Origin of the sequence: Pseudomonas sp. IT-P258 (assembly GCF_949767825.1) — a bacterium.
Classification (GTDB): domain Bacteria; phylum Pseudomonadota; class Gammaproteobacteria; order Pseudomonadales; family Pseudomonadaceae; genus Aquipseudomonas; species Aquipseudomonas monachiensis.
The window spans coordinates 127,304-141,609 of the sequence record NZ_CATKPU010000054.1 but is presented as its reverse complement, the minus strand read 5'-3'; the positions used below and the strand labels follow the sequence as shown (position 1 = coordinate 141,609).

Genomic DNA, 14,306 nt, shown 5'->3' with positions numbered 1-14,306 from the left:
GAGTGTCAGCCACATCAATGTTGTTTGACCCACCGCTTTCGCGAGCAAGTCGAATCGTCGCACCGCCGCTCCCACAGTTGGTCCGTGTTGATTGATCGGTCAATATTCGCCTGAAAAACCACGTATCCTCTGCGCCCGTTTAAATCTCACTCAAAATCACGCGAGGACAGCTTGTCTAAAGGTATCGCTCTATCGGTTTCAGCCTCGGTGCTGTTTGCCGTCATGTATTACTACACGTCGCTGCTCACCCCCTTGAGCGGCGTGGAAATCTTCGGTTGGCGCATGCTGCTGACCGTCCCGTGCATGACCGTGTTCATGGTGGTGTCCGGGGAATGGAAACGCGTGGTGGAGATCGTTCGGCGCGCCATGGCCAATCCGAAACTGATGGGTGCGTTGATCGCCTCCTCGGCCCTGCTCGGCGTGCAATTGTGGCTATTCATGTGGGCGCCGTTGAACGGCTACAGCCTTGATGTATCCCTCGGCTATTTCCTGCTGCCGCTGACCATGGTCTTGACCGGTCGCCTGGCCTACGGCGAACGCCTGTCCTATCTGCAAAAAGTTGCCGTGGTATTCGCCTGCCTGGGGGTGGTCAACGAGGTGTATCAGGTCGGTGGGTTTTCCTGGGCGACCTTGCTGGTCTGCGTGGGTTATCCGGCCTACTTCGTCCTGCGCAAACGGCTGGCGGCGGACAACCTCGGTGGCTTGTGGCTGGACATGGCATTGACCCTGCCGGTGGCGTTCTGGTTCGTCCAGAGCGGCGCGCAAGGTTTTGGTGTGTTTGAACAGCACCCATGGTTGTCGCTGTTGATCCCCATGCTCGGCGTGATCAGCGCATCGGCACTGGTGGTCTATATCATTGCCAGTCGCCTGTTGCCGTTCAGCCTGTTCGGCTTGTTGAGCTATGTCGAACCGGTGTTGCTGCTGGGTGTGGCGTTGCTGTTGGGAGAGAGCATCAAGGCTGGCGAATGGCTGACCTACATCCCGATCTGGATGGCGGTGCTGGTGCTGGTGTTCGAAGGGTTCAAGCATCTGGTACGCCAGCGCAGGCCTTAACGCAAAAGATCGCAGCCTTCGGCAGCTCCTACATGGTTTGCATTCCCTGTAGGAGCTGCCGAAGGCTGCGATCTTTTGATCAAAAAAAACCGGTCAACGACCGGTTTTTTTACATCGGCTTAGTCCGTGGACAAAACACCACGACGCACCTGGTCACGCTCGATGGATTCGAACAGCGCCTTGAAGTTGCCTTCGCCGAAACCGTCGTCGCCCTTGCGCTGGATGAACTCGAAGAACACCGGCCCCATCAGGGTTTCCGAGAAGATCTGCAGCAGCAGACGCTTGTCGCCCGAATCGGACGATCCGTCCAGCAAGATGCCTCGCGCCTGCAGTTCCCCCACCGGCTCGCCGTGGTTCGGCAAACGGCCTTCGAGCATTTCGTAGTAGGTTTCCGGCGGCGCGGTCATGAAGCGCATGCCGATGCTTTTCAGGTGGTCCCAGGTCTTGATCAGGTCATCGGACAGGAACGCAACGTGCTGGATGCCCTCGCCGTTGAACTGCATCAGGAACTCTTCGATCTGCCCGGCACCCTTGGACGACTCTTCGTTCAGCGGGATGCGGATCATGCCATCGGGTGCGGTCATGGCCTTGGAGGTCAGGCCGGTGTACTCGCCCTTGATGTCGAAGTAGCGGATTTCGCGGAAGTTGAACAGCTTCTCGTAGAAGTTGGCCCAGTAGGCCATGCGACCGCGATACACGTTGTGGGTCAGGTGATCGATGATCTTCAGGCCGGCGCCGACCGGATGGCGGTCCACACCTTCGATGAACACGAAGTCGATGTCATAGATCGAGCTGCCTTCGCCGAAACGGTCGATCAGGTACAGCGGCGCACCACCGATGCCTTTGATCGCCGGCAGGTTCAGTTCCATCGGGCCGGTTTCGATGTGGATCGGCTGGGCGCCGAGTTCCAGGGCGCGCTTGTAGGCTTTTTGCGAATCCTTGACGCGAAACGCCATGCCGCACACCGACGGACCGTGCTCGGCCGCGAAGTACGAGGCCACGCTGTGAGGTTCGTTGTTGAGGATCAGGTTGATCGCGCCCTGGCGGTACAGGTGCACGTCCTTGGAACGGTGGGTCGCCACCTTGGTGAAACCCATGATCTCGAAGATCGGCTCCAGGGTGTTCGGGGTCGGCGATGCGAGCTCGATGAATTCAAAGCCCATCAGGCCCATTGGGTTTTCGTATAAATCTGCCATGGTCGGCGCCTCATCATTTTTTATCAATTAACAAAGGTTAGTTGTAAACAATGCTGAGACCGGTGGGTGGCGCACAGGAGATGCCCCGCACACTGCGGGCGAGAAAGTCACCGTAGATCAGTTGAAACCCGAATATCTTCATTGTCGACCCAAGGCTCTTGCGGGCGAGGCTTCTGCTGCCAGAAGACGATTATTATTGTATGCGTAACCGGATTCTACACAGCGTAAATCGATTTGTCCGCCTTCTGTATCAAATCCCCTTTTTCCATGCCCGCGCAAGGGGTTTGTTGCAGAGGAAAATCCCCGCCAGTATCAACCCGCCACCCAGGCACATGGCCAGCGTCAGCGGCTCATCCAGCAGCAGCGCGCCGAGGATCACCGCCGTCAACGGGTTCAAGGCAATGAACACCCCGGAACGGGTCGCACCGATCTTGCGGATGCCGTCGTAGTAGCCGATGTACGCCAGCGCCGAACCCAGCACGCCCAGGTACAAAAGGCTCAACCATTGCTGCGCACCGAGCTGGGCGATGGCGGCGACACTCACCTCACCGCGCGCGATGCAGGTGACCCAGAGCATGCCGGTGCCCAGCAGGATCGACCAGGTCACGGTTTGTACCGGTCCCAGGCTGTGATTCAGTTCTTTGGAGAACAGCGAGTAGACACCCCAGCCAAGGACACAGCCGAAAATCAACAGATCACCGAGCCAGGCACCGGCACCGCCGGCCAGTAGTTGCGGGTCGCGACTGACGATCACCATGCTCGCGCCCGTCATGCAGATCGCGATGCCGGCGACTTTGGCCCGGTTCAAGCGCTCCTTGAACAACAGCCAGGAAGCCAGGCCGATCACCGCCGGGTTCAGCGCCACGATCAAGGACGCCCGTGAAGCGCTGATGTAATGCAGGCCATAAAAGAAGCACAGGTTGTAAAAGAAGATCCCGAAAAAGCCAAGCAAAAGCAATTGCAGCCATTGCCGGGGGCTGGGCCGGACCAGCGGTATCCGCGCCATGCGTATAAACAGCAGCAACGCCACGCTGGCCAGCAGAAACCGCAGGCTGGCCGCCAGTAGCGGACTGAGGCCGACGGCCAGATAGCGCCCGGCGACGAAGGTGCCACCCCACACCATGGTGACCGCCGCCAGTTTCAGATACACCGGCCGATCCGAGGGTTTTGACAGGCTTTGCTCACAGATCGTCATGGATTCCAGGACCGGATAGTGAAGAGATGCCGTATCATTCGGCTAATACCCAGTCATCGTAAAATGAGCAAACACTCATGACCCTCACTCAGCTGGAGATTTTCTCCCTGGTGGCCGAACTCCACGGCTTCACGGCTGCGGCCAATCGCCTGGGTATTTCCCAATCGGCGGTTTCCCATGCGTTAAAGTCCCTGGAACTGGAGTTGGGTGTCGAACTGTTGCGCCGGCATCAATCCCAGGTCGAACTGAGCGACATTGGCCAGCAGTTGTTGCTGCGCGCCCGGGCGATGCTCGGCCTGGCCAACACCCTGCGCCAGGAAGCGGCCGATGCACGGGGCATGAAACGCGGCACGCTGCGCATCGGCTCCTTCGGCCCGACCTCGTCGATCAAATTGCTGCCGTTGATTCTGCAGCAGTACCGCGCCGCCCATCCCGGCATCGAGGTGCATATCGACGAAGGCCCTGACCGCCAGGTGCTCCAGTGGCTGGAGGAACGACGGATCGACATCGGCTTTGTGGTGTTGCCCGAGGAGCGTTTCGACACGGTCCCGTTGATTGAGGACCAGATGGTCGCGCTGCTGCCCGCTGGACACCCGTTGGCGAATCACGACAGCTTGAGCCTGAAGAACCTGTGCGATTTCCCGTTCGTGTTGACCGAGGCCGGTTCTTCGGAGCTGGTTTCACGCCTGTTCACAGCGGCCCGACTGACGCCCAACATCCGTTATCGCTGCTCGCAGTTGATCAGCACCCTGGATGTCGTCGCTCGTGGCGACGGGGTAACGGTGGTTGCCGAAGGTTCATTGCCCGATCAGATTGACCGCCGCTGGGTGAAGAAACCGCTGTCGCCGGCCGTGTTGCGCCAGGTCGGCCTGGCGGTACTCGATCGACGCCAGGCATCACCCGCGACGCTGGCCTTTATCAAGCTGGCCGAAAGCCTTGACTTGCATTGAGCGGCATAACCGCCAACGGCCAACTATCATGGCCCGTACCCGAACTCTTCATGGGAGGCGTTTGCCCCGCCGTCAATTGAGAGCCTTACTTCTTCGTGACAGGACTCGCGAATGCCGTTGAAAACCAAAACCCGCAGTCGCAGAAAAAAAATTGCGATCACCCTGATCAGTGGCTTGCTCCCGGTGCTGCTGGGGGCCGCCATTCTTTACATGCAAGCAGGGCGTGCGCTCCAACAAGACACCCAGCAAACCGCCGAAGAAGCGATTCGCCAGTTCGACCTGATGCTCGACAACAATGCCCAGGCCGCTCGTGAATTGCTGCCGCTGGCGGGGCAAAGTTGCAGTGACGTCAAACTGGCCCTGCGCGAGCAGGTCACTCGCCGCCCCTTCGTGCGTTCCACCAGTCTGGTGTGGGACAACAACCTCTATTGCAGCTCTCTGTTCGGCGACTACCAGGAGACGGTCAACCCCGGTGACTACACCCAGGGCGCCTTATGGCTCATGAGCGGCAATCAGGTAACGCCCAACACCGCCTTGCTGGTGTACCGCCTGAGCGAAGGAAATAAAGGCGCGCTGACGACCCTCGATGGTTATCACTTGAGCAATATCCTGCGTTTGATCGGCCGCAAGACCTTGCTGTTGCTGCAAGTTGGCCCGAACTGGTTGTCCGCCGACGGCAAGTTTCATACCGGCGCTACGCCTGAGTTGCCCGTTGCGCAAAGTCGCCTGACCTCCGGGCACTATGCGTTTGCCGTGGAAGCCGGTTTCCCCGAAGGTGAAACCTGGCGCTACATGAGAAGCGAATATCCGCCGCTGTTCAGCCTGCTGATTTTCTTCGGCGTGATTGCCGGGGCAATCAGTCACTTCCTGCAAAAGCGCTCATCGTCACCCACCTATGAAATGCAGCGGGCACTGGAAGCTAAAGAGTTCATTCCGTATTTCCAGCCCGTGGTGCAGGGCGACAACAAAAGCTGGTCCGGCGCTGAAGTGCTGATGCGCTGGCAACATCCAAAGGAAGGCCTGGTGCGTCCGGATCTGTTCATTCCGTTTGCCGAGCACTCCGGGCTGATCGTACCGATGACCCGCTCACTGATGAGACAAACCGCCGCCCTGCTCGCACCGCTATCGGCCAGTTTCAACAAGCCGTTTCACATTGGCATCAACATCACCGCGAGCCATTGCCAGGACCTGGAACTGGTCAAGGATTGCCGCGAGTTTCTCGATGCGTTCGAACCAGGCTCGATCCATCTGGTACTGGAACTGACCGAGCGCGAATTGATCGAGCCCACGGCCATCACCCTGCAACTGTTCGAGCAACTCCGCGAACTGGGCGTGAAAATCGCCATCGACGACTTTGGCACGGGCCACTCGAGCCTTGGCTACCTAAGGCAGTTCAATGTCGATTTCCTGAAAATCGACCAGAGTTTTGTCGCCATGATCGGCATCGATACACTCACTAGCCACCTACTTGACAGCATCATCGAACTGGCGGTCAAACTCGACCTTGCCCTGGTGGCCGAAGGTGTCGAAACCCGCGAGCAGAGTGATTACCTGAGCGCTCATCAGGTCAACTTCCTGCAAGGTTATCTGTTCGGCAAACCCATGCCCGGCGCGGAATTCATTAGTGCATTAAGCGACCATTAACTCGCAGATTTAATCGCCAAAACAAACGATTAGCCGCACCATTTTGAATCAAAAGACTACTGACGTTACATGAAGAAAAAGACAGGATTTACTCTTGGCCAATTAACTACTACAATTTTTCATGCCTGCGCTAAATTGGCAGGTGAGCCACTATCACCGAGTCGCTTCAAGGCTCTTGGCTTATAGCTTTGTTTGCGGTTGGTATCAGCCAAACACACTATTGGAGTAAAGATATTGTCCAGACTCGCTGAATTTCGTGCAGCCGAAAAGGCCCTTCAAGAACAGCTCAAGCAGTTGGAATCCCTGAAGAACGATGCCGGGCTCAAGAAAGAAATCGAATTCGAAGAAAAGCTCCAGGGCTTGATGAAAACCTATGGCAAGAGCCTGCGCGACATCATCGCCATTCTCGACCCTAACCCGGCAAAATCCGGCCTGCAGCAGGCAGCACCTAAAACCCGCCGTGCCCGTGTGGTCAAGGTTTATCAGAACCCGCACACCGGCGAGCTGATTGAAACCAAGGGCGGCAACCACCGCGGCCTGAAAGCCTGGAAAGAACAGTACGGTGCAGCCACCGTTGATTCCTGGCTGCGCGGCTAACTCTCGCGGCAACAAAAAAAGCCCTGCTCGTGCAGGGCTTTTTCATGGGCCATCTAAAACCCCGGGCGGACACCGCACAATTACCTGACTGCCACCAACTTTGTGCTTAATCCATTTGGATATCTAAAATTTTCTTCATGCATCGAAAAAGCACTGTCGCTGACTAAAGTTTCAAGCTGTTACGGGCTGCGTCTATTTCATCCTGGCTCGCCTTATAAGCTTCGGCCTGCCCTGCGTAGGAAAGAACATAGGCCTTATCGGCATCCACCGCGGCCACCAATGTTTGCGAAAGCACATGCCGGCCGTTTTGCGTGATGGTGCAGGTTGTTTCCAACGCGGCCAATCGACTCAAGGTAGTGGAATGAATGCGCGTACAGACACTTTGATACCCGCCCTGAAAGAAGTCTTTTTGAACCGACTTGCGCATCTCCAGCAATACGCCCTCGAGGTTTACCTGGTGATCGCTTTGCACCGGGCTCATGGTCAACTCCATGACCATGAGCGGCGATCCATCCCGATCATTTTTCACCGCACGCTGGCGACTGACCCCCGACGCCGATTCAGGCACTTCTTCGACTTGCCAACCTTCCGGCCAGGTCACTACTGGCGCATCGGCGCGAGCAACGCCAGCCAGCGAAAACACGCTCAGCAGGATGAACAACAGGTTACGAAATCGAATCATTGCAATGGGCACTCAAGGATCAAGCGGTAAAGTCTGGGCCCAGGCCGCCTGTCAGGCAATAGCCGACTGTTTGGGTTTGGTGATGTCCGAAGCCTTGCGTATCATTGTCGCCATTCGTTAGCCCACATATTTCCCGGAGGGCCCATGAGCCTGCACGAATTGAACACCTTCCCCGGCGTCACCGCCCAACCGGACGCCGCCACGCAGAAGTTTGTTTTCAACCACACCATGCTGCGGGTCAAGGACATCACCAGATCCCTGGACTTCTACACACGCATCCTGGGTTTTACCCTGGTGGAAAAACGCGACTTCCCGGAAGCCGAGTTCAGCCTGTATTTCCTGGCGCTGGTGGATAAGAACCAGATCCCGGCCGACGCCGCCGCGCGCACCGAGTGGATGAAATCGATCCCCGGCATCCTGGAACTGACCCACAACCACGGCACCGAGCACGATGCGGAGTTCGCCTACCACAATGGCAACACCGACCCACGCGGTTTCGGCCACATCTGCATCTCGGTACCGGATATCGTCGCCGCCTGCGAGCGCTTTGAAGCACTGGGCTGCGATTTCCAGAAGCGCCTGAGCGATGGCCGCATGAAGAGCCTGGCGTTCATCAAGGACCCGGACGCCTACTGGGTCGAGATCATTCAGCCGGCTCCGCTGTAAAACAGAATCAAAAGATCGCAGCCTGCGGCAGCTCCTACAGAGATCGGTGTAGGAGCTGCCGCAGGCTGCGATCTTCTGATCCATAAAAAAACCATGATCAATCATGGTTTTTTTATTTTCAGCACCAGGCTTTATGCCGGGGCGGAAGTCCGGATCAAGTGATCGAAGGCGCTCAACGAAGCCTTGGCACCCTCACCCAGCGCAATCACGATCTGCTTGTACGGCACGGTGGTCACGTCGCCGGCGGCGAACACGCCCGGTACCGAGGTTTCACCGCGAGCGTCGACGATGATCTCACCACGGGGCGACAACTCGATGGTGCCTTTGAGCCAATCGGTGTTGGGCAACAGACCGATCTGCACAAAGATCCCTTCCAGCTCCACACTGCGCAATTCGTCGCTCTGACGATCCTTGTAGCGCAGGCCGTTGACCTTCTGGCCGTCGCCGGTGACTTCAGTGGTTTGCGCACTGGTGATCACGGTAACGTTCGGCAGGCTGTGCAACTTGCGCTGCAATACCGCATCGGCGCGCAACTGCACGTCGAACTCCAGCAGCGTGACGTGGGACACGATACCGGCCAGGTCGATGGCCGCTTCGACGCCGGAGTTGCCGCCGCCAATCACCGCCACGCGCTTGCCCTTGAACAGCGGGCCGTCACAGTGCGGGCAGTACGCAACGCCTTTGTTGCGGTATTGCTGCTCGCCCGGCACGTTCATTTCACGCCACCGTGCGCCGGTTGCGAGGATCACGGTCCTGGCCTTGAGCTTCGCGCTGCTGGCGAAGTGAACTTCGTGCAACTCACCTTCTTTGCCGGTGATTAATTTGTCTGCGCGTTGCAGGTTCATGATGTCCACGTCGTACTGCTTGACGTGCTCTTCCAGGGCCACGGCGAGTTTCGGCCCTTCGGTTTCCTGCACCGAGATAAAGTTCTCGATGGCCATGGTGTCCAGCACCTGACCACCAAAACGCTCAGCCGCGACGCCGGTACGAATGCCTTTACGGGCCGCGTAGATCGCCGCCGAAGCACCGGCCGGGCCACCGCCGACCACCAGCACATCAAAGGTTTCCTTGGCGCTGATTTTCTCGGCCTGGCGTTCGATGCCGCTGGTGTCGATTTTAGCGAGAATTTCTTCCAGGCCCATGCGGCCCTGACCGAAGTTCACACCGTTGAGGTAGATGCTGGGGACCGCCATGATCTGGCGCTCATCGACTTCAGCCTGGAACAGCGCGCCGTCGATGGCGACATGGCGAACGTTCGGGTTCAGTACCGCCATCAGGTTCAGCGCCTGGACCACGTCCGGGCAGTTCTGGCAGGACAGCGAGAAGTAAGTCTCGAAGGTGAACTCGCCCTTGAGCGAGCGGATCTGTTCGATCACTTCGACACTGGCCTTGGACGGGTGGCCGCCGACCTGCAGCAGCGCCAACACCAACGAAGTGAATTCGTGGCCCATCGGGATGCCGGCGAAACGCAGGCTGATATCGGCTCCCGGGCGATTGATCGAGAACGACGGCTTGCGTGCATCATCGCCGTTATCGAGCAAGGTAATCTGGGTGGAAAGACTGGCAACGTCTTTCAACAGTTCGAGCATTTCCCGGGATTTCGCACCGTCGTCGAGAGAAGCAACGATCTCGATCGGCTGGATGACCCGTTCCAGGTACGATTTCAACTGGGCTTTAAGATTGGTGTCCAACATACGGGCGATTTCCTTGAATTCTTGAGGCAAAAAAACGCCCGAGCGAATCTCGCCCGGGCGTTTTTATTGGGCGGTGCAGCTTGCTTAGAAGGTGCGCAAGTGCGCCCTGATGAAGCGCGTCACAGACTTAGATCTTGCCGACCAGGTCCAGGGACGGCGCCAGAGTGGCCTCGCCTTCCTTCCACTTGGCCGGGCAAACCTGGCCTGGGTGAGCGGCGACGTACTGGGCAGCCTTGATCTTGCGCAGCAGCTCGGAAGCGTCACGGCCTACACCGCCGTCGTTCAGTTCAACGATCTTGATCTGGCCTTCAGGGTTGATCACGAAGGTGCCACGATCAGCCAGGCCAGCTTCTTCGATCAGCACGTCGAAGTTGCGGGAGATGGCGTGGGTCGGGTCGCCGATCATGGTGTACTGGATCTTGCCGATGGCTGGCGAAGTGTTGTGCCAGGCGGCGTGGGCGAAATGGGTGTCGGTGGAAACGCTGTAGATCTCGACGCCCAGCTTCTGGAACGCGTCGTAGTTGTCGGCCAGGTCTTCCAGTTCGGTCGGGCAGACGAAGGTGAAGTCGGCCGGGTAGAAGAACACCACAGACCACTTGCCTTTCAGGTCAGCGTCCGAGACTTTTACGAAGTCGCCATTTTTGAATGCGTCAGCTTTGAACGGTTTAACTTGGCTGTTGATGATAGGCATCGTTGACTCTCCGTCAGGGGTTAAGAAGTTGATGGAGAGAACTTTACCCACTCGACGAACGGAAGGCTCATTGGCAAACCTGATGCCGCTGATTGGCTTTCGCTATTAGCCAGCGGTATTAATAGAAGAAAACGGTATCTAGGGGGCGTTCTCAATTAGTTTCCCCTCCGCGTTGTCGCCTTAAAGCTGGCCAGGCAAGGCGTAGGCCGCTGGGAATGGTTGTTCCCTTTCCAAGGCCTGCAACGCAGCATGGCCAGCTTTAAGGCACAACCCGAAGGGCCGGGCCTGCTGTTGTGCAGGGCTGTGTTGCTCGAAGCTGATTTGGAATGACCAAACTGCGCTTCTCGCGCCTTGCCCTGCACAACAGCAGACCCGGCGCGGAGGGGAAACTAATTGAGAACACCCCCTAGGGTGACACCGGCTTTTCCGTGATGCGCGCCATGCCGAGGAACGGACTGGCTTCGATGTAACGCATGGCCGACTTCATGTCCTTCCAGCCCACATAGCTCATCAGCGACTTCAGATCCCAGCCACTCTGATGCGCCCAGGTAGCAAAACCGCGACGCAAGGAGTGGCTGGTGTAGAGCTCGCCAGCGATACCTGCCCGCGCCAACGCCTGACGCAATAACGGAATTACACTGTTGGCGTGCAGTCCCTCCTCGCCCAGATGCCCCCAGCGGTCGATGCCACGGAACACCGGCCCGCGCACCAGTGCCGCCTCGGCAATCCAGTCGATATAAGCCTGCACCGGACACAAGCGTTGCAAGGCTGGCGCCTGATAGGTCTTGCCGAGGTTGTCGCGATCACTCTTGCTGCGCGGCAGATAGAGACTGATGCCGGAACCGGCGCTGGCCTGCACGTGTTCCACCTGAAGCCGACACAACTCATCACTGCGAAAGCCGCGCCAGAAGCCCAACAGGATCAAGGCCATGTCGCGCCGGGCCCGCAGCAACCCCGGTCGGTCGCCCTCGGCCCTGGCGACTTGCACTTCTCGCTCCAGACAACTGACCACCTGTTCCAGGTGCCGAAGCTGCAAGGGTTCGGCTTGTTTTTCCTGGGCCGGGTGCAGCGCGCGAATACCCTTGAACACCTTGCGAACCACTGGCGCCTTGGTGGGGTCGGCAAAACCCTGGCTGTTGTGCCACTGCGCCAATGCCGACAAACGCAGTTTCAGCGTATTGATCGACAACACCCCGGCATGGGCCACCAGGTAGCGCGCCACGCTGTCGCCGGTGGCTGGCAGGAAACCGCCCCACGTCACTTCGAAGTGTTCGATGGCTGCCCGATAGCTACGCCGGGTGTTGTCACGCGTTGCGGCTTGCAGGTAACGATCCAGCTCTGTCATGGGGTCAACTCTTGAATTCATACCGCTTTGACGGGTCAAAAACCGGTATTGGGTGTATCACACGGGGTAATACCAGTATATCCCGTGTCAGTTTCATTCAGCATTTAACTTTATGAATTGAATGGTACAATGTGTATTTACGTGGTACGTACCACATCATCAAAACCCGGGAGATCTCATGGCACGCGGCGGTGTAAATAAAGCGGTGGTTCAAGCCGCTCGGTTGGCGATCCTCGCCCGCGGCGAAAACCCCAGCATCGATGCCGTACGGATCGAGATGGGCAATACCGGCTCGAAAACCACGATTCATCGCTACCTCAAGGAGCTCGATGACAGGGTCGAACCCGTCGAAGCGCCGACAGAACCGATCGACGACGAACTGATGACGCTGGTGGCGCGGCTCGCACAAAGACTCAAGGAGCAGGCGCAAGAGCCCATCGACCAGGCGCGCACGCAGTACGAGGAACAACGCAAGGCGCTGGATAACCAGCTCGGCGAAGCGCAAGAGGCCAACAACGAACTGCACCAGCAATACGAATTTCAAAGCCTGGCGCTGACCCAGGAATCCGAGGCCCTGCAAGAAACCCGCGCCTTGTTGCAAACGGAGCAGACCCGCAATGCCGGGATGAACCAGGCACTGGCCGATTTCGAACTGCGCTTGAAGGACAAGGACGAGCAGATCCGCTCCCTTGAAGAAAAACACCTGCACACTCGCGATGCCCTGGAGCACTACCGCAATGCGGTCAAGGAACAACGCGAACAGGAAATGAGTCGCCACGAAGGCCAGGTGCAACAGCTGCAGATGGAACTGCGCCAGGCACAACAAAGCGCGCTGGTACGCCAGGATGAAATCACCCAGTTGCACCGCGACAACGAACGCTTGCTGACTGAAAACCGCGGCACCCTGCGCGAGCTGAGTCTGCTGCAAGAACAGCTCAAGCAAAGCAATACCCGCCAGGATCAGTTACTGGAACAGGCCACCCGCGTCGACGGCGAGCGCACCCTCCTCCAGGAACGCCTGCGCGTCGCTCTGCTGGAAAGCCAGGCACTCAAACAGAACGTCGATGAGCAGTCGCAGCTCAACAGGTCACTGGAAATGGATCTGGCCAAGACCCGGGCGGATCTGGAAGAACGCGTACGTCTGGCCGCGACCCTGGCGGCAGCGGCAGACGCCGCGAAGGACGCTTAACCGGCGACCGGTGTACGCATGGTGACGAACTCTTCGGCGGCCGTCGGGTGCACCCCGATGGTTTCGTCGAAGTCGCGCTTGGTGGCGCCAGCCTTCAAGGCAATCGCCAGGCCCTGGACGATTTCACCAGCTTCCGGGCCGACCATGTGGCATCCCAGGACCTTGTCGGTCCCGGCGTCCACCACCAGCTTCATCAGCGTGCGCTCCTGGCATTCGGTCAGGGTCAGCTTCATCGGCCGGAAGCGGCTTTCGAAGATTTGCACCTCGTGGCCGGCTTCGCGAGCCTCTTCTTCAGTCAAACCGACAGTGCCGATGTTCGGCAGGCTGAACACCGCCGTCGGGATCATCTTGTAATCCACCGGACGATATTGCTCTGGCTTGAACAGGCGTCGCGCCACCGCCATGCCTTCAGCCAGGGCCACCGGTGTCAGCTGAACACGGCCGATCACATCGCCCAGCGCCAGGATCGACGGCTCGGCGGTCTGATACAGCTCATCGACCTCGACAAAGCCTTTGCTGTCGAGTTTGACCCCGGTGTTTTCCAGGCCCAGATTGTCCAGCATCGGACGACGCCCCGTGGCGTAGAACACGCAATCGGCTTCCAGCTGGCGACCATCCTTGAGCGTGACCTTCAGGCTGCCATCGGCCTGCTTGTCGATGCGCTCGATGTCCGCATTGAACTGCAGGTCCATGCCGCGCTTGGTCAACTCTTCCTGCAAATGCTTGCGCACGGAACCGTCGAAGCCGCGCAGGAACAATTCGCCACGATACAGCAGCGTGGTCTTGGCGCCCAAGCCGTGGAAGATCCCGGCGAACTCGACCGCAATGTAGCCACCGCCCACCACCAACACACGCTTGGGCAGCTCTTTGAGGAAGAACGCCTGATTGGAACTGATGGCATGCTCGTGCCCGGCAATCTCCGGAATCTGCGGCCAGCCACCGGTAGCGATCAGGATGTTTTTGGCGCTGAAGCGCTCGCCATTGATCTCGACCTGATGCGGGTCGACGATCTTCGCGTGACCTTCATGCAGGGTCACGCCGCTGTTGACCAGCAGGTTACGATAAATGCCATTGAGGCGATTGATCTCGCGGTCCTTGTTGGCGATCAACGTCGGCCAGTCGAACTGCGCTTCATCCAGGCTCCAGCCAAAACCGGAAGCCTGCTCGAAGTCTTCGGCGAAATGCGCACCGTAGACCAGCAATTTTTTCGGCACGCAGCCGACGTTCACACAGGTCCCACCCAGGTAGCGGCTTTCGGCCACGGCCACTTTCGCGCCGAACCCGGCGGCAAACCGCGCAGCCCGCACACCACCGGAACCGGCACCAATCACATAAAGGTCAAAATCGTAGGCCATTTTCAATCTCCTCGGCAGGCCAACAGCATACCTGCGGACGGCCGCTGAG

13 protein-coding genes are annotated in these 14,306 nt (G+C 58.4%); 6 read left to right on the top strand and 7 right to left on the bottom strand.

Features of this window, described 5'->3' with window-relative positions; translation table 11 throughout:
- The first annotated feature begins 171 nt into the window (after window positions 1–171).
- Window positions 172–1,053, top strand: coding sequence for an EamA family transporter RarD (rarD, locus tag ACM6G4_RS19285; RefSeq protein WP_056724522.1), 882 nt, complete (start codon window positions 172–174; stop codon window positions 1,051–1,053).
- A gap of 119 nt (window positions 1,054–1,172) precedes the next feature.
- Here the strand turns inward: rarD and hppD are convergent, their stop codons facing one another.
- Complete coding sequence (hppD, locus tag ACM6G4_RS19280) at window positions 1,173–2,249, bottom strand: 4-hydroxyphenylpyruvate dioxygenase (protein ID WP_056724520.1); 1,077 nt, start codon at window positions 2,247–2,249, stop codon at window positions 1,173–1,175.
- Window positions 2,250–2,499: 250 nt separating this feature from the next.
- Window positions 2,500–3,444, bottom strand: coding sequence for a DMT family transporter (locus ACM6G4_RS19275; RefSeq protein ID WP_414914366.1), 945 nt, complete (start codon window positions 3,442–3,444; stop codon window positions 2,500–2,502).
- A 77-nt stretch (window positions 3,445–3,521) separates the two neighbouring features.
- Here ACM6G4_RS19275 and ACM6G4_RS19270 point away from each other — a divergent pair, with 77 nt between their 5' ends.
- The 3 genes from ACM6G4_RS19270 (at window position 3,522) to ACM6G4_RS19260 (ending at window position 6,635) form a co-directional block, all read left to right on the top strand.
- On the top strand, window positions 3,522–4,394 hold the full coding sequence (locus ACM6G4_RS19270; protein WP_056724516.1) for a LysR family transcriptional regulator: 873 nt from the start codon (window positions 3,522–3,524) through the stop codon (window positions 4,392–4,394).
- Window positions 4,395–4,505: 111 nt separating this feature from the next.
- Window positions 4,506–6,038, top strand: a complete 1,533-nt coding sequence (locus ACM6G4_RS19265) for an EAL domain-containing protein (protein WP_056724514.1) — start codon at window positions 4,506–4,508, stop codon at window positions 6,036–6,038.
- Window positions 6,039–6,272: 234 nt separating this feature from the next.
- Entirely contained in the window at window positions 6,273–6,635 is a 363-nt protein-coding gene (locus ACM6G4_RS19260) for a histone-like nucleoid-structuring protein, MvaT/MvaU family (protein WP_008065377.1), read from the top strand.
- A gap of 163 nt (window positions 6,636–6,798) precedes the next feature.
- Here ACM6G4_RS19260 and ACM6G4_RS19255 read toward each other — a convergent pair whose 3' ends face one another.
- Window positions 6,799–7,317 carry a DUF4946 domain-containing protein gene (locus ACM6G4_RS19255; protein WP_056724513.1) on the bottom strand — a complete coding sequence of 173 codons (519 nt, stop codon included), beginning with the start codon at window positions 7,315–7,317 and terminating at the stop codon, window positions 6,799–6,801.
- A 144-nt stretch (window positions 7,318–7,461) separates the two neighbouring features.
- Between ACM6G4_RS19255 and gloA the strand changes: the two genes are divergently transcribed.
- Window positions 7,462–7,983 carry a lactoylglutathione lyase gene (gene gloA / locus ACM6G4_RS19250; protein ID WP_056724511.1) on the top strand — a complete coding sequence of 174 codons (522 nt, stop codon included), beginning with the start codon at window positions 7,462–7,464 and terminating at the stop codon, window positions 7,981–7,983.
- A gap of 131 nt (window positions 7,984–8,114) precedes the next feature.
- Here gloA and ahpF read toward each other — a convergent pair whose 3' ends face one another.
- The 3 genes from ahpF to ACM6G4_RS19235 all read right to left on the bottom strand — a co-directional run bounded on the left by ahpF (window position 8,115) and on the right by ACM6G4_RS19235 (window position 11,713).
- Window positions 8,115–9,677: an alkyl hydroperoxide reductase subunit F gene (gene ahpF, locus ACM6G4_RS19245; RefSeq protein ID WP_414914365.1), complete on the bottom strand. Its 1,563-nt coding sequence runs from the start codon at window positions 9,675–9,677 to the stop codon at window positions 8,115–8,117.
- A 127-nt stretch (window positions 9,678–9,804) separates the two neighbouring features.
- Window positions 9,805–10,368, bottom strand: coding sequence for an alkyl hydroperoxide reductase subunit C (gene ahpC / locus ACM6G4_RS19240; RefSeq protein ID WP_007975937.1), 564 nt, complete (start codon window positions 10,366–10,368; stop codon window positions 9,805–9,807).
- 406 nt (window positions 10,369–10,774) lie between these two features.
- Complete coding sequence (locus ACM6G4_RS19235) at window positions 10,775–11,713, bottom strand: site-specific integrase (RefSeq protein WP_414914364.1); 939 nt, start codon at window positions 11,711–11,713, stop codon at window positions 10,775–10,777.
- 178 nt (window positions 11,714–11,891) lie between these two features.
- On the opposite strand from ACM6G4_RS19235, the gene ACM6G4_RS19230 reads away from it, so the two are divergent.
- Window positions 11,892–12,902, top strand: coding sequence for a DNA-binding protein (locus ACM6G4_RS19230; protein WP_414914363.1), 1,011 nt, complete (start codon window positions 11,892–11,894; stop codon window positions 12,900–12,902).
- On the opposite strand, the gene gorA is transcribed toward ACM6G4_RS19230, so the two are convergent.
- Window positions 12,899–14,257, bottom strand: coding sequence for a glutathione-disulfide reductase (gene gorA / locus ACM6G4_RS19225; RefSeq protein WP_414914362.1), 1,359 nt, complete (start codon window positions 14,255–14,257; stop codon window positions 12,899–12,901). The two genes, ACM6G4_RS19230 and gorA, sit on opposite strands and share 4 nt — an antisense overlap.
- Window positions 14,258–14,306 lie beyond the last annotated feature (49 nt).